The 15,760-nt window shown below is 35.6% G+C and carries 16 protein-coding genes; 10 read left to right on the top strand and 6 right to left on the bottom strand.

The window, feature by feature from the left end; translation table 11 throughout:
• Position 1 precedes the first annotated feature (1 nt).
• From RQM59_RS03500 to brnQ, 4 genes are all read right to left on the bottom strand, one after another.
• The gene (locus RQM59_RS03500; RefSeq protein ID WP_349240674.1) at positions 2–358 is read right to left on the bottom strand and encodes a cupredoxin domain-containing protein; all 357 of its coding nucleotides are present in this window, start codon (positions 356–358) and stop codon (positions 2–4) included.
• A gap of 27 nt (positions 359–385) precedes the next feature.
• Positions 386–943, bottom strand: a complete 558-nt coding sequence (locus RQM59_RS03495) for a carboxymuconolactone decarboxylase family protein (RefSeq protein WP_349240673.1) — start codon at positions 941–943, stop codon at positions 386–388.
• 232 nt (positions 944–1,175) lie between these two features.
• On the bottom strand, positions 1,176–2,015 hold the full coding sequence (locus RQM59_RS03490) for a helix-turn-helix domain-containing protein (RefSeq protein ID WP_349240672.1): 840 nt from the start codon (positions 2,013–2,015) through the stop codon (positions 1,176–1,178).
• A gap of 9 nt (positions 2,016–2,024) precedes the next feature.
• Positions 2,025–3,326, bottom strand: coding sequence for a branched-chain amino acid transport system II carrier protein (brnQ, locus tag RQM59_RS03485; protein WP_349240671.1), 1,302 nt, complete (start codon positions 3,324–3,326; stop codon positions 2,025–2,027).
• A gap of 80 nt (positions 3,327–3,406) precedes the next feature.
• Between brnQ and RQM59_RS03480 the strand changes: the two genes are divergently transcribed.
• The 3 genes from RQM59_RS03480 to RQM59_RS03470 all read left to right on the top strand — a co-directional run bounded on the left by RQM59_RS03480 (position 3,407) and on the right by RQM59_RS03470 (position 6,656).
• Positions 3,407–4,192 carry an alpha/beta fold hydrolase gene (locus tag RQM59_RS03480; protein WP_349240670.1) on the top strand — a complete coding sequence of 262 codons (786 nt, stop codon included), beginning with the start codon at positions 3,407–3,409 and terminating at the stop codon, positions 4,190–4,192.
• Positions 4,193–4,288: 96 nt separating this feature from the next.
• The gene (locus tag RQM59_RS03475; RefSeq protein ID WP_349240669.1) at positions 4,289–5,890 is read left to right on the top strand and encodes a sulfatase-like hydrolase/transferase; all 1,602 of its coding nucleotides are present in this window, start codon (positions 4,289–4,291) and stop codon (positions 5,888–5,890) included.
• Entirely contained in the window at positions 5,865–6,656 is a 792-nt protein-coding gene (locus tag RQM59_RS03470) for a hypothetical protein (protein ID WP_349240668.1), read from the top strand. Before RQM59_RS03475 ends, RQM59_RS03470 begins: the two co-directional genes overlap by 26 nt.
• 7 nt (positions 6,657–6,663) lie before the next feature.
• On the opposite strand, the gene thiL is transcribed toward RQM59_RS03470, so the two are convergent.
• Complete coding sequence (gene thiL, locus RQM59_RS03465) at positions 6,664–7,713, bottom strand: thiamine-phosphate kinase (protein WP_349240667.1); 1,050 nt, start codon at positions 7,711–7,713, stop codon at positions 6,664–6,666.
• A 129-nt stretch (positions 7,714–7,842) separates the two neighbouring features.
• Here thiL and RQM59_RS03460 point away from each other — a divergent pair, with 129 nt between their 5' ends.
• Genes RQM59_RS03460 through sufD form a run of 5 tightly spaced genes read left to right on the top strand, consistent with a single transcriptional unit; the run spans position 7,843 to position 12,550 of the window.
• Positions 7,843–8,172: a HesB/IscA family protein gene (locus RQM59_RS03460; RefSeq protein WP_349240666.1), complete on the top strand. Its 330-nt coding sequence runs from the start codon at positions 7,843–7,845 to the stop codon at positions 8,170–8,172.
• A gap of 11 nt (positions 8,173–8,183) precedes the next feature.
• The gene (sufB, locus tag RQM59_RS03455) at positions 8,184–9,632 is read left to right on the top strand and encodes a Fe-S cluster assembly protein SufB (protein ID WP_349240665.1); all 1,449 of its coding nucleotides are present in this window, start codon (positions 8,184–8,186) and stop codon (positions 9,630–9,632) included.
• Between the two features lie 16 nt (positions 9,633–9,648).
• Positions 9,649–10,479, top strand: coding sequence for an N-acyl homoserine lactonase family protein (locus tag RQM59_RS03450; protein ID WP_349240664.1), 831 nt, complete (start codon positions 9,649–9,651; stop codon positions 10,477–10,479).
• Between the two features lie 9 nt (positions 10,480–10,488).
• Positions 10,489–11,235, top strand: coding sequence for a Fe-S cluster assembly ATPase SufC (sufC, locus tag RQM59_RS03445; protein ID WP_349240663.1), 747 nt, complete (start codon positions 10,489–10,491; stop codon positions 11,233–11,235).
• 1 nt (position 11,236) lies between these two features.
• A complete protein-coding gene (sufD, locus tag RQM59_RS03440) occupies positions 11,237–12,550 on the top strand; it encodes a Fe-S cluster assembly protein SufD (RefSeq protein WP_349240662.1) in 1,314 nt (437 codons plus the stop codon).
• A gap of 50 nt (positions 12,551–12,600) precedes the next feature.
• Here the strand turns inward: sufD and RQM59_RS03435 are convergent, their stop codons facing one another.
• Positions 12,601–13,920 (bottom strand): serine hydrolase domain-containing protein, encoded by a 1,320-nt coding sequence (locus RQM59_RS03435; RefSeq protein WP_349240661.1) that lies wholly within the window; start codon positions 13,918–13,920, stop codon positions 12,601–12,603.
• 99 nt (positions 13,921–14,019) lie between these two features.
• Here RQM59_RS03435 and RQM59_RS03430 point away from each other — a divergent pair, with 99 nt between their 5' ends.
• Positions 14,020–15,231 carry an aminotransferase class V-fold PLP-dependent enzyme gene (locus RQM59_RS03430; RefSeq protein WP_349240660.1) on the top strand — a complete coding sequence of 404 codons (1,212 nt, stop codon included), beginning with the start codon at positions 14,020–14,022 and terminating at the stop codon, positions 15,229–15,231.
• Positions 15,232–15,317: 86 nt separating this feature from the next.
• Complete coding sequence (locus RQM59_RS03425; RefSeq protein ID WP_349240659.1) at positions 15,318–15,737, top strand: hypothetical protein; 420 nt, start codon at positions 15,318–15,320, stop codon at positions 15,735–15,737.
• Positions 15,738–15,760 lie beyond the last annotated feature (23 nt).

Genomic DNA, 15,760 nt, shown 5'->3' with positions numbered 1-15,760 from the left:
ATTATTCTACCACTAGTGTGTATTGTGGTGTCGGATTTAACGGACAGAAATAAACATATTCTCCTTTTTTTAATGTCACTTTGTTAGAAGTAGACTTAGAATTATTAGCAACTGGTTTTGTTACATAAGCATTTTTAATATGCTTTTTAACATCTGATTTTGGCGCTAATACAAACCCTACATTGTGCCCTACATTATTGTTTGAAATTTCAAAAATGTACGTTCCTTCAGATAAGGTAATTTTCTTTTGGGTAAATTCTCCTTTTGTTTGTTCTAAGGCTACTGTTTTTACCTTTTGAGCGTTTGCACTAAATGCAAACCCCACAAATAATACGATGATCGCTATTACTTTTTTCATGTTCTTGATTTAAAATTTGTTTTTTATTTATTGTGCTACTGCAAACTTTCCCGCTTCTACGCTTGGAAAATCCACTACAGTTTCTGCAATGTGGTTTACATAATTGGTTAAAGTATTAGAAACCACGTTTAAAACGATTTCTAAAATATCTCCATCTGTATATCCTACATTTTTAACTGCTTGTATAGCTTCTGATGATACTTGCCCTCTATTTCTGGTTACATCTTGTGCAAATTGTAATCCTGCTTGCGCTTTTGCATCACCAGCAATTCCTTGACGACTTTCTTCCGTTTGCTCATCAGTTAATCCGTTCATTTTTCCGATAGCAGTATGTGCAGATAAGCAGTAGTTACACGAGTTCTCTTCTGCAATTGCTAATGCTAGTTGTTCTCTAAATTTGTTACTGAAATTTCCACTTGCGGTTAACTCTCCTAAGCTTAAGTAACTTTGTAATGTTGCTGGAGAGTTTCCAAATACTTTAATCAGATTTGGAATAAATCCCAATTTATTTTGAACTGCATCAAACAATTCTTTTGATTTTCCTGTGGTCGTTTCTGGATTCAAGGTTTCAATTCTTGTACTCATAATTTCTATTTTTTATGTTGACTTTATTATTAATTATTGATTTTCTTTTGTGCATTCACACAACTGTTGATCTGGGTTCTTCTCGTCGTAGGTTTGATACCCCCAACAGTTTGGACATTGATAATTTTCTTGTGTGCTCATAATCGTTGGTTTTGAATTATGGTACAAAGATGCGATGGAAGTCAGGTCTTAAAAATGGACAAAAGTTCCTAGTGCTTGGACAGCACCTTTCTTAGAAGTCTTTTTTGAATTGTAATGGCGATTTTCCAGCTGTTTTTTTGAAAAATCGCGTAAAATAGGCAGGGTCGTTAAAGCCAAGATCGAAGGCTATTTCTTTTACAGAATCGTCGGTATAGATCAACTTTCGTTTTGCTTCCAACATAACCCTTCCTTTAATAAAGTCGCTCGGTGTTTCCGTTCCGATCTTTTGAAAGTGTTTGGTTAAAGATTTCGGAGAGACTCCTAATCGAGTCGCGTAATCTGTTACGGAATGTAGTTTCCTAAAATTGAACTCCACTAAAACACTGAATTCTTTGAAGAGTTTACTTTCGACATCCTCTTTCATTGAGTAGTGTTCCTTTTGAATGCGAACTGAATGAATGATGAATTGCTTCAAATAAGTTTGTAGCATATCGTATTGTGCGGTTTCTTCTTGTTTGAACTCTTCAATCAAGCTTTCTAAGATAAAACTGAGCTTTTGTGTATCACTTTCACAGGGTTCAATAAATGGAGTATCATATACATTATTGAATAATACACCATTACAAGCAACTTCTTTATCGTGTGTCTGAATACAATAAAAATCTCGTACAAAGGTCAATCGATAAGCTTCTTTTATATCATCAGAATCAATAGAGAACACCTGACCAGGTGACAGAAAAAACAGTACATTTCCATCAAAAGAATAGCTTTTAAAGTCAATAGTATAGGTTCCTTTTCCTTCTTTGATCCAATAGATATTATAGGCATCTATTTGCTCTTGCTTGTGCACTACACATGCCTGGTCAAAATCTACAATGCTTAATGAAAATGTATCGTTAAAGGTGTATTTCTCGATATCCTGAATGGCCATTACAATCTTTTATGCTGATGTTTTAGTCGTAATTTTTTTAAAACCATTCACTAAAACAAAAACTAATATTGCAGGGAGTATCCATCCAAAGTGGTTCTTCGAAAAAGGAATCAGGTTTTGAATAGGTGCTAAACTTTCCTTCTCAATAATAAACCCTAAGAAATCTGGAATACTAAACACGAATGTCACAAGCACTACAGCTCTAAAAATTGTTGGGCTTGCATGCTTCTCTGGAAGTACATTTAAGAATATTAACACGATGGTAATCGGATAGATAAACATTAAAATGGGCAATGCAACTACGATAATATCATGAAAATTCATTTGACCAACCAGAATACCAGCTAAACAACCAATAATCGCTGTAATGGTATATGCTTTAGGGGAGTTATTAAACAATCCTTTAAAATAGTCTGCAGTTCCAGTTACAATTCCAACTGCCGTTGTAAAACAAGACAGGGCAATTAGCACACTTAAAAAGACGTTCCCAATATTTCCTAAAGTAGCCATACTAATTCCGGTCAACAAATTGGCGCGTTGCATGTCGCTACTTAAAGATCCATCTACAAAGATCTCTGACCCGAAAAAAGCCCCAACAGCGATCAATCCTGCATACATGATAAATAGTCCTAAACCTGCAATAAATCCAGATTTCCGAATCAGACTGCGTCTTTCTAAAGAAGAACCTTGTCCTTTCAATTGTAAGGATATGATAACTACCCCTCCAACGACTACAGCACCAATCGCATCAAAGGTTTGATAGCCTTCTAAAACCCCCATTACAAGAGGAGTCTCAAAAGCGCTTGGATTCATCATCATTTCACTGGAAAAAAGTCCAATTCCAATGACTAAAAACAAGATCATCACAATAAGTGGTGTTAAGAATTTTCCTATAAAGTTGAGTATCTTAGATCGATTTAGCACAAATACAAATACCAGCGCAAAATAAATACTACTAGTAAGCAATGAGCTTGTTTCAAAGAATGGGTGAATAGCAACCTCGTGTGTGGCAGAGGCTGTTCTTGGTGATGGAATTGCAATGGATATCATATAAACGATTACACAATACACAATACTAAATATTGGAGATACTTTCTTCCCAAAATCATACATCGTTCCTTGAAGTTTCGCATGTGCTAAAATTCCAATAACGGGAATCACAACAGCCGTAATCATAAACCCTACAGCTACCCAAAACCACTGACCTCCTGCTTTATACCCCAATAAAGGTGGTAATAAGAGGTTTCCTGCTCCAAAAAAAAGAGAAAACAATGCAAAACCTGTGATCCAAACTTCTTTGTTCTTCCGCATTCTTGGTTTTATTTTAAAAAAGATACTATTAACATGATTTCTTTACCCGATAGGTTTCGAAAGATACATATTTTTGTAACATGCAAAAGACTGTCCTTTTTAAAAATAGCAAGATTTCATTTTCAGATACGGGGAAAGGTTCCGTGGTTGTCTTATTACACGGCTTCTTGGAAAATAATATGATGTGGAAAGATGTTATTCCAGTACTTTCTAAAAATCGCAGGGTCATCGCAATTGAGTTATTAGGTCATGGAGGTACAGAAGCTATCGGCTATGTGCACTCCATGGAATTGATGGCAGAAGCTGTTAAGGCAGTTTTAAAAAATCTACGGATTAGAAGGATTGCTTTAATTGGTCATTCAATGGGAGGATATGTGGCGTTGGCTTTTGCCGATAAATATCCAGAAAAAATAAAAGGCCTCTGTTTAATGAATTCTACTTCGCTCCCAGATGACGATGAACGGAAAACACTTCGTGCCAGAGCGAATAAAATGGTTCAAAACAATTTTGAAAACATGGTTCGTATGTCTTTTACCAACTTGTTTAGTGAAAAAAGTAGAACGGTTTTTAAATCGGAGCTAAAAATGGCGCTGGAAGAAGCATTACAAACACCTGTGCAGGGGTACATTGCTTGTCAGGAAGGAATGCGAATTCGCTCAAATAGAATGAAGGTCCTACAAAAAAACGACTTTAAAAGGCTGATTATTATAGGCAAAAAAGACCCTGTATTAGATTATGAGACTTCTTTAGAAGAGGTTAAAAAGACAAATGCAGAGGCAATGGTTTTTAATGATGGTCATATGAGTCATATTGAAAACAAGTCTTCCTTAACTGAGGCTTTGAAAACATTTTTGAGAGATCTTTAGGAAAGAAAAATTACGAATCATATAAAGGCATGTTCGAAGATAAAACTTAAATTGCAGCAATGTATTTAAGTGTTCAATAAGTACTTTGCTATAAACATGATGAAATTATTTAGCTCTAAGGTCTTAAAGATTTTTTTGTCACAAGGAGGCTTGTGGGTACCCTTCATTTCTTTGTTTATAACCTATTTATCCTTTGGTGATTTTACAAAAAGACCATTGGCAGCTTACTTTTTATGCGTTCTAGCCATCATTTTACTAAACAATAGTATTCGAAAGAAACAATTGTTTTTAGCCTTTTTATTAATTGCATCGTTTCTCTTTTCAATTATAGCTTTTTTTGAGGCAGCTCATTGGTTCATTTTTAATAATGAGATCACAGAATCGACTATACACATCGTACTGGAAACCACAGAAGGGGAGTCATCAGAGTTTGTAGCAACATATCTAAGCCCCCAATTAATGATTATGGCTTTCTTGCATCTTTTGTCAGTCATCTTTGGGTTCTTATATACCTACAGAAACTACTACGTTTTGCAGCTGGATTTAAACAAACGGGTAAAAGCTTATGGTGTTATAGGCTCCATCGTTTGCATGCTGTTGATCATTCCCTTAAAAACCCATTTTCTACCAACCTTAGCTCTAGATGCATTCATTATTTATAAAACAAACAGAGCTCAATTGGACAAACTCACCATAACAGAACATGGCGCTTTTAAAGATGTGGTTCATAAAGCAACTGATAAAAATGAAATCTACGTACTTATTATTGGCGAATCTACCACCAGCCATCATATGGGTATTTATGGGTATTATCGAAATACGACACCTCTTTTAGAAAAAAGAAAACCTGAGCTAATCATTTATGAGAATGTTAGTACTCCTTTTTCGAATACAAAACTTTCTTTGGGTGCTGCGCTATCCTTACATCATGATGATCTCGATAAAAAATACAATAGTACCTTAATTCAGCTTTTTAATAAAGCAGGATTTACTACCTATTGGATCTCTAATCAGAAACCCATTGGGGTCTATGAAACCTCAACGCGGCTCATTTCAAAAAAGAGCCAAAAAAGTGTTTATACGGACATGTCAGAAGTGATGTATGATGAACAAGTGCTGTTTCCTTTTAAAAAAGCACTTCAAGAAAACCCTAAGAAAAAGTTAATCGTAATTCATTTAATGGGTACTCATAATATGTATTTAAAAAGATACCCAAAGAAATTCGATATTTTCACGTCGACCCCTAAAACTAAGTTTAATCATGATTTGGCCTACAGAAGTATCAATCATTATGATAACGCAGTTTTGTACAATGATTATATTGTAAATAGTATTATCAGCGAGGTTGAAAAACTGAAGTCCAAATCATACGTCTTATACTTTTCAGATCATGGAGAAGACGTATACGAAACTATAAACCAGGCCTGTCATACTCAGGAAATAGGCACTAAGCCCATGCATGATATTCCTTTTTTACTTTGGTTTTCAAAAAGTTATACCGGCGAAAACCCAGATATTATTCTTGATACAGCGCGAAAATATAGTCTCGAAAGTCTAATCCATACAGTGAGCAATCTATCTAATGTTACTTTTGATGGTTATAATCCTGATAAAAGTATTATAAGCCCTTTATTTGTAGAACGTAAACGAACCATTTCAAACGGAAAATATTATGAAGACGTTTTTACTGAAGAATAGAAAAAGGGTTCTGATAGGTTTTATTTTTGCATATATCCTATTATTTGTTGTGGTAAACAAACAGAATGAACTATTCCGTTATGCATATGGAGAAAAGATGTGGGTACACAGGGTAAATTCGACTGAAAAACTAGCTGAGGTAAGTACCCTTTTCAAGGGGTTTGAACTAGACGTTATTTTTGTAGATAACACTGGTGTATTCGATGTTAATCATCCTCCTGCCAAGTCAATAAGCCTCACTTTAAGCACTTATCTTTCTTCTGTTGATGATGCTTCTGTTCATTATTTTTGGTTGGATTTTAAAAATTTAACTCCGGCAAATAAGCAAATGTCTTATCTTCGACTAGACTCCATTCGAAGTGCCCTAAGCTTGCAAAAAGAACTATTTATTATTGAGTCCAGAACACCAGAAAACCTTGATGTGTTTCATCTCAATGGATATAGGACTTCTTATTATCTTCCAAGTGGGTTGTATCAATTAAACGCAGAAGATCTTAACAAAGAAACAGCAAGGATAAAGCGTCAGGTTGCCGCAAATAAAACTACCTACATCTCCGCAAATTTGGATCATTATGGAATCATGAAACGGTCTTTCCCAGAACAAAATGTATTAACCTGGCCCTATAAATACAAGCAAGAATGGCACTACAATCCGATAACACTTTTTAAAAATCTAAAAAAAGTATATTACAAATACAAGGTTTTATCAAATGATAAAATAAACGTGGTTTTATTTACATACGATTCGGAAAAAGGCAATAGGTAGTCGCTTTTTACTCTTCCTTTAACGCATTCCAACCTTGTGCTTTTAGCTCAATTTCTTGATTGGCTCTCGTCACTAAATTCATCCCTTGATCCTCGGCAGTAATATGTCCAATAATGGAGAAATTTGGATTTCCTTTAACCTTTTCAAAATCATCAATAGAAACCGTAAACAATAATTCATAATCTTCACCACCGCTTAAAGCAATCATGGTTGAGTCTAAATTGAATTCTTCACATGTAGAAATTACTTGTGGGTCTAATGGAATCTTATCTTCATAAATCTTACACCCTTTTTTGCTTTGCGAGCAAACATGCATGATCTCTGAAGACAACCCATCAGAGATGTCGATCATAGAGGTTGGCTTTACTTCCAATTCTTTTAGTAGTCCGGGAACATCTTTTCTTGCTTCTGGTTTTAATTGTCTTTCTATCAAGTAAGTATACTGATCCAAATCTGGTTGATTATTTGGATTTACCTGAAAAACCTGTTTTTCTCTCTCAAGTACTTGAAGTCCTAAATACGCTGCACCCAAGTCACCAGAAACCACGATCAAATCAGTTTCTTTAGCGCCACTTCTGTACACCACATCTCCCTTATTTGCCTTTCCTATTGCCGTAACAGAGATTAGAATTCCTTTGTTTGAAGAAGTTGTGTCGCCACCTACCAAATCCACTTTGTAGGTGTCACATGCTAATTGGATTCCAGCATACAACGCTTCCAAAGCTTCTAAAGTGAACCTATTAGATACTGCAATAGAGACCGTAATTTGTTCTGCTTCTCCGTTCATGGCATACACATCAGATAAGTTTACCATCACCGCTTTATAACCCAAGTGTTTTAAAGGCATATAACTTAAGTCAAAATGAACGCCTTCAATAAGCAAATCAGTCGTTACCAACGTTTGCTTTTCAGAAGCTTCTAAAACAGCAGCGTCATCGCCTACTCCCTTTACTGTTGCTGGGTTTTTTATTTTAAAATATTGCGTTAAATGGTTAATCAATCCAAACTCTCCTAGTTCGGATAATGATGTTCTTCCTTGGTTCTTATCTTCAATCATGGCGCAAAGATAGTTAGTCTTAAAGAATCTGGTTATACCTGCATCAAATTTCTTAATAGTGCATGTACCATAAATCTTAGATTTTGTCCGTATATTTGCACTCTATTTAGATTTAATCTATTTTAAATTATGATCAAAGTATCAGATACAGCGAAAAGAAAAGTGATAGAGCTCATGACCGATGATGGTTTTGATGCTACTACAGACTTTGTGCGAGTGGGTGTAAAAAGTGGAGGTTGTTCAGGATTATCATATGATTTAGATTTTGACAATCAACAAAAAGAGAATGATAAACTCTTTGAGGACAATGAAGTAAAGATTATCGTCGATAAAAAGAGCTTTTTATATTTGATAGGCACCACATTAGAATATTCAGGAGGTTTGAATGGAAAAGGGTTTGTGTTTAATAATCCGAATGCCAATAGAACTTGTGGTTGTGGTGAATCATTTTCATTATAAATAAAAACGTTATGAGTAAGTACACGGAAGATGATTTACGTGAAGAGTTAAAAACCAAGGAATACGAATATGGTTTTTATACGGATATAGAAAGTGAAACTTTTGCAAAAGGACTGAACGAAGATGTTGTTATAGCTATTTCTAAAAAGAAGAATGAGCCAGAATGGATGACTGAATGGCGTTTGGAAGCTTTTAGAGTATGGTCTAAGATGGAAGAGCCGGAATGGGCGAATGTAACCTATAAAAAACCAGAATTTCAAGAAATTGCCTACTACTCGGCTCCAAAACAGAAACCTAAATTAGAAAGTCTCGATGAAGTAGATCCTGATCTATTGGCTACTTTTGAAAAGCTTGGTATTTCTTTAGATGAGCAAAAAAGATTGGCAAATGTTGCTGTAGATATCGTGATGGACTCTGTTTCTGTAGCTACCACTTTTCAAAAGACATTAGCGGAGAAAGGAATTATCTTTATGCCTATTTCCGAAGCAATTCAGGAACATCCTGAATTAGTCAAAAAATATATCGGTTCTGTGGTACCTACTACAGACAATTTTTATGCGGCCCTAAACTCTGCAGTATTTTCTGATGGATCTTTCTGTTACATTCCAAAAGGCGTTCGTTGTCCTATGGAATTATCCACTTATTTTAGGATTAATGAAGGAGGAACGGGGCAGTTCGAAAGAACCTTAGTGGTGGCAGATAAAGGTAGTTATGTTTCTTATTTAGAAGGATGTACAGCTCCTCAAAGAGACGAAAACCAATTGCATGCGGCTGTGGTAGAATTGATCGCATTGGATGATGCTGAAATAAAATATTCAACCGTACAAAACTGGTTCCCTGGTGATGCATCGGGAAAAGGTGGTGTATTTAATTTTGTTACCAAAAGAGGGTTGTGTGAGAACAATGCTAAGATTTCTTGGACACAAGTTGAAACAGGTTCTGCGATTACATGGAAGTATCCAAGTTGTATCTTAAAAGGAAATAACTCTGTTGGTGAGTTCTACTCTATTGCAGTAACAAACAATTTCCAACAGGCAGATACAGGAACGAAGATGATTCACCTTGGAAAAAACACCAGGTCAACAATTATCTCTAAAGGAATATCAGCAGGAAAATCTCAGAATAGCTATCGCGGATTGGTACAAATCAATTCGAGAGCAGAAAATGCCAGAAATTTCTCACAATGTGATTCCTTATTAATGGGTAATGAGTGTGGAGCACATACCTTCCCGTATATTGAAACAAAAAACAAATCTGCGCAGATAGAACATGAAGCAACCACCAGTAAAATTGGTGAAGATCAATTGTTCTATTGCAATCAGCGTGGAATAGACACTGAAAAAGCCATCGCGCTTATCGTTAATGGATTTAGTAAAGAGGTTTTAAATAAACTTCCTATGGAGTTTGCTGTAGAAGCTCAAAAACTATTAGAAATCAGTTTAGAAGGAAGTGTCGGATAATCTAAAAACCAACCCAATGAAGAAAGTACTATTCTTATTGCTTGCAATTAGTATTGTAAGTTGTAAATCAGAAAAAAAAGACACTCCTAAAAAGGCGGAAGTGAAATTGTACGCCTTAGTGGGAGGAACAATTTTGGTGAATAAGTTAGAGGTCTTTTCTCAAGATACAACCTATACGGGTCAGAACAAACAATTTACCGACGGGTATTATGTAATCTCACATCCTAAAGGAAACTTAATGTGGGATGCTGGCTTACCAGAAAACTTAGTAATCCCAGAACCTTTTACTACAGGGAATGGTGTATTTACCATTCAGAGGCCAGATTCTTTAATAAACCAATTAAAGACCATTGGTTTTAAAATTGAAGATTTTAAATACTTCGCATTGTCTCATCACCATTTTGACCATACAGGGCATGCAAACTATATGAAAGATGCTACTTGGTTGGTTCAAGAAAATGAGTATAATTTTCTTGCAGGAGACTCAACTAAGGTAAATCCTGCTATCAAAGATTTAACGAAAGTTAAAAAACTAAACGGAGACCATGATGTCTTTGGAGATGGAACGGTAGTTATAAAATCTATGCCTGGTCACACAATTGGGCATCAGGTATTATATGTTGAAGTGAGTGGTTTAGAAAACCCAGTACTGTTAACGGGTGACTTATATCACTTTGAAGAAAATAGAGAAACTAGAGGAGTTCCTTCATTTAATTATGATGTGGAACAAACATTAAAAAGCATGGATGAATTTGAAGCTTTTGCAAAAGAAAAAAACGCGGAAGTAATCATTCAACACTCACCTATCGCTTTAGAAAGATTACAAAAATTATTAAAAAACAAATAAGAAAGGATCATGTTAAAGATTGATAATTTACATGCCAATGTTGATGGTAAAGCCATCTTAAAAGGAATTAACTTAGAAGTTAAAGCTGGAGAAGTGCATGCTATTATGGGACCGAATGGAGCAGGGAAAAGTACCATGGCTTCCGTTGTTGCTGGGAAAGAAGAGTATGATGTTTCTAAAGGAACCATTGAACTGAATAAAGAGGACATTAGCGAATTAGCTCCTGAAGAGCGTGCTCATGCTGGTGTGTTCATGTCGTTTCAATATCCTGTTGAGATTCCTGGAGTTACGGTTACAAATTTCATCAAAACGGCCATCAATGAATCTCGTAAAGCACAAGGTTTAGAAGAAATGCCTGCAAAAGATATGCTTAAAAAGATCCGTGAAAAATCAGAATTGTTAGCTATTGATAGGAAATTCTTATCTCGTTCTTTGAATGAAGGGTTTTCTGGAGGAGAAAAGAAGCGTAATGAGATCTTTCAGATGGCAATGCTAGAGCCAAAACTGGCTATCTTAGACGAAACGGATTCGGGATTGGATATTGATGCGTTGCGTATTGTTGCAAACGGCGTAAATAAGTTACGATCTAAAGACAATGCAGTTGTTGTGATTACGCACTACCAACGTTTATTAGAGTATATCGTTCCTGATTTTGTCCATGTTTTGCATGATGGTAAAATAGTAAAAACTGGTGATGCTTCTTTAGCATTAGAGTTAGAGGAAAAAGGATACGATTGGATCAAAGAATTAGTATAACATGGAGTTAAAAGAAAAAATACTATCCTCTTATGTAGCCTTTGAAAATAGGGTGGACATCAATGACGATGTGCATGCCATTCGATCTAAGGCGTTACAAAACTTTGAAGAAGTTGGTTTCCCTACTAAGAAATTAGAGGCTTGGAAATACACTTCTTTAAACTCAATATTGAAAGAAGATTATAGCATTTTTCCAAATGGAGAAGAAGCTATAGAGCTTGCGGATGTTAAAAAGTACTTTATCCATGATATAGATACTTTTAAAGTAGTTTTTATTGATGGAAAATACAGTTCTTTTTTATCCGAAACTACCCATGATGGTGTAGATGTTTGCTTAATGTCTTCGGCATTGACAAAGGCCAAATACAAATCTGTAATTAAAAAGTACTTTAATAAAGCTGCCAAAGAAGATAATATGACATCTTTGAATACTGCCTTTGCTAAAGAAGGAGCATTTATCCATATTCCAAAAAACAAAGAGGTTCAGAAACCGATCCAGATTATCAATTTTACAACGGGATCTGATGATGCTACTATGTTGCAGCCCAGAAACCTAATTGTTGTTGATCAGAACGCTCATGTACAAATTATTGAGCGCCATCAAAGCTTAACAGAGAACGCTGTACTTACAAACGCGGTTACAGAAATCTTTGTGGACAAAGATGCTACAGTAGATTACTACAAGATCCAAAATGACCATACCAATGCTTCGTTAATTGATAATACGTACATAGAGCAACAAACACAAAGTATTTGCTCTGTGCACACCTTTTCTTTTGGTGGAAATATTACTAGAAATAACCTGAACTTCTATCAAAAAGGAGAAGGCATCGATTCTATTTTAAAAGGAATCACAATTATTGAAGGTAAACAACATGTAGATCATCATACTTTAGTGCATCATATTGAGCCTAATTGTGAAAGCCATCAAGACTACAAAGGTATCTATGGTGAGCGTTCTACAGGTGTGTTTAACGGAAAGGTAGTTGTAAACAAAGAAGCACAAAAAACAAATGCCTATCAGCAAAACAATAATGTGTTGATAAGCGATAAATCTACCATCAACGCGAAACCTCAATTAGAGATCTTTGCAGATGATGTGAAGTGTTCACATGGTTGTACGATTGGTCAGTTAGATGATCAAGCATTATTTTATATGCAACAACGTGGAATTCCTAAAAAGGAGGCAAGAGCATTATTAATGTATGCCTTTGCAAACACCGTTTTAGAAAGTGTAAAAATTCCAGAAGTGAAATCAAGAATTACCAAATTAATTGCAATGAAACTTGGGGTCGACATTGGATTTGACCTATAATTAAAAGTTCTATTATAGTAAAAACCTCGTAGTGATCCTACGAGGTTTTTTTATTTTATCGATGTGATGATCCCTTTCAAAAAAGTATTCTCGTCATAATTCTTTAACCCAAAACGCACAACCACCAAATCTTGGTCAGGTAATATATATACACGCTGTCCTTGAAAGCCATCGGCATAAAACATGTTCTTAGGCACATCAGGTAATCTCCCATTGGCATTTAACCAAAACTGTGCGCCATACCTTCCATTGGAAGTAGGTGTAGGAGTTGTTACATAATTTACCCAATCTGGAGCAAAAAGTTGTTCTCCATTCCAGTTTCCTTTATGTAGATAGAGCAAACCAAACTTTCCCCAATCTCTAGCAGTTCCCCATGCATATGAAGAGCCTACATAAGTACCGTTCATGTCTGTTTCGATTACCATGGAGTTCATCCCTACCTTATCAATAAAATCGGTATACCAATAATCTAAATACGCTTGATGAGAACTAAATTGCTTTCTTAAAATTCCCGACAGTAAATTGGATGTTCCCGACGAGTAGTTCCAAGAGGCATTCGTTTCGTGTTTCAAGGGCTTTATCTCCTGTGCTAAGGTCATGTCTTTTTCCAAAAACAACATCTTTGTCACGTCAGAAATCGATCCGTAATCCTCGTCCCACTCCAGTCCGCTATTCATTTGTAATAAGTTGTGAATGGTGATGTTCTTTCTATCATCATTTTGCCAAGATTCAATAGGTGCTTGGTCCTGTACATTCTGTTTCCCTTGATGTTCTAAAATTCCATAAACCGTACTCATGATACTTTTGGTCATTGACCACCCTAATATTCTGGAATCTTTGGTAAACCCTTCTTTGTATTGCTCCGCAACAATCTGATCTTTATAAATAACCACTACTGCACGGGTATGACTTTCGTCGTTGAATATTCCGTCTACCGCTTTGTTCAGCGCATCGTAATCAACATTTGTAAAGAGCGTATCTTTTTGTGCTCCATTCCCATAAGGGTATGCAACGGTATCACTAACAAACGACCTTTTTGGTTTTAGCGGTTTTTTAGTTAGATCAAAATCATCAGTAATTAAAACACTTCCCAGTCCTTCTCTATGAACTGCTTTTCTGGTTAACAATCCGAACACCGATGATGATGCAAACTTCCCTTCTTCATTGATCTCATCATAGGCAAAGCTAACTTCACCAAAATTATTGTCAGTACTATCGGTTAACGCTAATGTTCTTTCGGCAAGAAAAACCGAAGAACTGGTGTTCTTTGCCGAGTACCCAGCAATGATATTCAGCTTTGGGTAATTTACAACAACGAGTAAAATAAAAGCGATGGCTAGTACTAGTAAAATTCGTTTTAAGATTTTCATGATCAATACTTTGGTTCCTCACAAAAATAAGAATTAAATGATAGGTTTTTTGTAAGTTTTGCGTTTCAAGCCCTACCTTTGTATAACAAATTCAGAAGGATGTTTCCAGTAGAAAAAATTCGAGCCGATTTTCCAATTTTACAGCGAACTGTAAACGGAAAACCTTTAGTGTATTTTGATAATGCCGCTACTTCCCAGACACCTCAAGTAGTTATTGATACTATTGTAGATTACTACCAAAATTATAATGCAAATATCCATAGAGGAGTACATACATTAAGTCAGGAAGCTACTGATAAATACGAGCAAGCAAGAATCCTATTGCAACAACATTTTAATGCAGAGCATGCTTATGAAATGATCTTTACCTCTGGTACTACACATAGTATTAACATGGTAGCTTCTGGGTTTGGTTCATTGTTGAATAAAGGTGATGAGGTAATTGTCTCTGCTTTAGAGCATCATTCTAACATTGTGCCATGGCAAATGCTCTGCGAAAAAACGGGAGCTGTTTTGAAAGTGATTCCTATGAATCTTGATGGTTCTCTACAAATGGATACCTATCAGAATTTACTTTCTGAAAAAACAGCATTGGTTTTTTGTAACCATATTTCCAATGCCTTGGGAACGATCAATCCTATTAAGGAGATCATTGACAAAGCCCACCAAGTAGGTGCAGCTGTATTGATTGATGGCGCACAGGCGTGCCCACATATTAAACCTGATGTTCAGGCATTAGATGTAGATTTTTATGTTGCTTCAGCTCATAAGATCTGTGGCCCTACTGGGGTTGGTTTGCTGTATGGAAAACAAGAATGGTTAGAAAAATTACCGCCATATCAAGGAGGTGGTGAAATGATTGAAACAGTAACTTTTGAGAAAACTACCTATGCTGGTTTGCCTCATAAGTTCGAAGCAGGAACCCCTAATATTTGTGGTGGTATTGCTTTTGGAGCCGCCATTGCGTATATGAACAATATAGGTTTTGATGCTATTGCCAAATATGAGAATGAACTGTTGGATTATGGAACGGCTAAATTATTAGAGATTGATGGATTACAAATCTACGGAACCACAAACAAGACCTCTGTTATTTCTTTTAATGTTGATGAGGTGCATCCCTATGATATTGGAACCATTTTGGATAAATTAGGTGTTGCCGTTAGAACGGGTCATCATTGTGCACAGCCGATTATGGATTTCTATCAGATTCCAGGTACCATAAGAGCATCTTTTGCGTTTTATAATACCAAAGAAGAGATCGATATATTAGTTGCTGCTGTAAAAAGAGCAGTTGCCATGTTTGTTTAGATTTAGGTTTTGGCAAGCTTATTGATTTCTTAACTAAAAAGCAATTACATATTGCTTTTATATATTTACGGTAAAACCAAGATATTATGAAAAAAGTACTACTATATATGTCATTTCTAATTTTAACGATTTGCATGGGTTGTCCACCTGATTCGGATACGTATCCTGTAAAAGAAATTACCTACGAAGCGATGACGAGAGGTCAATTCGAAACAATTCATGTTAAGTCGAATATACTGACGTATAAGACACGAACAGAATCTAAAGAGACAACATTGTCAAGTAAGCAACTAAAAGCCTTATATAAAGTTCTAAAACCTATAAAACACAAAGAGGTAGATGCATTAAAAGCTCCATCAGGTAAACGTCTTTATGATGGCGCTATGGCGGCTGTGGTTATTTTTAAAACACAAACAGAAACGTATCAATCTTCTTCATTTGATGATGATAATCCACCAAGTGAATTAAAAAAATTAGTAAGGCTTCTGAAAAGCTTTATTAAATAAAAAAAGCGAGATCAAATGATCTC

The sequence above is a fragment of the Asprobacillus argus genome, from assembly GCF_032248395.1.
Classification (GTDB): Bacteria; Bacteroidota; Bacteroidia; order Flavobacteriales; family Flavobacteriaceae; genus Polaribacter; species Polaribacter argus.
The sequence above is the reverse complement of the archived record's forward strand: the minus strand, read 5'-3'. Positions and strand labels throughout refer to the sequence as shown.

Excerpts from the sequence above, each read along its gene's own strand:
- RQM59_RS03500 (WP_349240674.1), bottom strand. The coding sequence starts at position 358 with ATGAAAAAAGTAATAGCGATCATCGTATTATTTGTGGGGTTTGCATTT.
- RQM59_RS03495 (WP_349240673.1), bottom strand. The coding sequence starts at position 943 with ATGAGTACAAGAATTGAAACCTTGAATCCAGAAACGACCACAGGAAAA.
- RQM59_RS03490 (WP_349240672.1), bottom strand. The coding sequence starts at position 2,015 with ATGGCCATTCAGGATATCGAGAAATACACCTTTAACGATACATTTTCA.
- brnQ (WP_349240671.1), bottom strand. The coding sequence starts at position 3,326 with ATGCGGAAGAACAAAGAAGTTTGGATCACAGGTTTTGCATTGTTTTCT.
- RQM59_RS03480 (WP_349240670.1), top strand. The coding sequence starts at position 3,407 with ATGCAAAAGACTGTCCTTTTTAAAAATAGCAAGATTTCATTTTCAGAT.
- RQM59_RS03475 (WP_349240669.1), top strand. The coding sequence starts at position 4,289 with ATGATGAAATTATTTAGCTCTAAGGTCTTAAAGATTTTTTTGTCACAA.
- RQM59_RS03470 (WP_349240668.1), top strand. The coding sequence starts at position 5,865 with ATGAAGACGTTTTTACTGAAGAATAGAAAAAGGGTTCTGATAGGTTTT.
- thiL (WP_349240667.1), bottom strand. The coding sequence starts at position 7,713 with ATGATTGAAGATAAGAACCAAGGAAGAACATCATTATCCGAACTAGGA.
- RQM59_RS03460 (WP_349240666.1), top strand. The coding sequence starts at position 7,843 with ATGATCAAAGTATCAGATACAGCGAAAAGAAAAGTGATAGAGCTCATG.
- sufB (WP_349240665.1), top strand. The coding sequence starts at position 8,184 with ATGAGTAAGTACACGGAAGATGATTTACGTGAAGAGTTAAAAACCAAG.
- RQM59_RS03450 (WP_349240664.1), top strand. The coding sequence starts at position 9,649 with ATGAAGAAAGTACTATTCTTATTGCTTGCAATTAGTATTGTAAGTTGT.
- sufC (WP_349240663.1), top strand. The coding sequence starts at position 10,489 with ATGTTAAAGATTGATAATTTACATGCCAATGTTGATGGTAAAGCCATC.
- sufD (WP_349240662.1), top strand. The coding sequence starts at position 11,237 with ATGGAGTTAAAAGAAAAAATACTATCCTCTTATGTAGCCTTTGAAAAT.
- RQM59_RS03435 (WP_349240661.1), bottom strand. The coding sequence starts at position 13,920 with ATGAAAATCTTAAAACGAATTTTACTAGTACTAGCCATCGCTTTTATT.
- RQM59_RS03430 (WP_349240660.1), top strand. The coding sequence starts at position 14,020 with ATGTTTCCAGTAGAAAAAATTCGAGCCGATTTTCCAATTTTACAGCGA.
- RQM59_RS03425 (WP_349240659.1), top strand. The coding sequence starts at position 15,318 with ATGAAAAAAGTACTACTATATATGTCATTTCTAATTTTAACGATTTGC.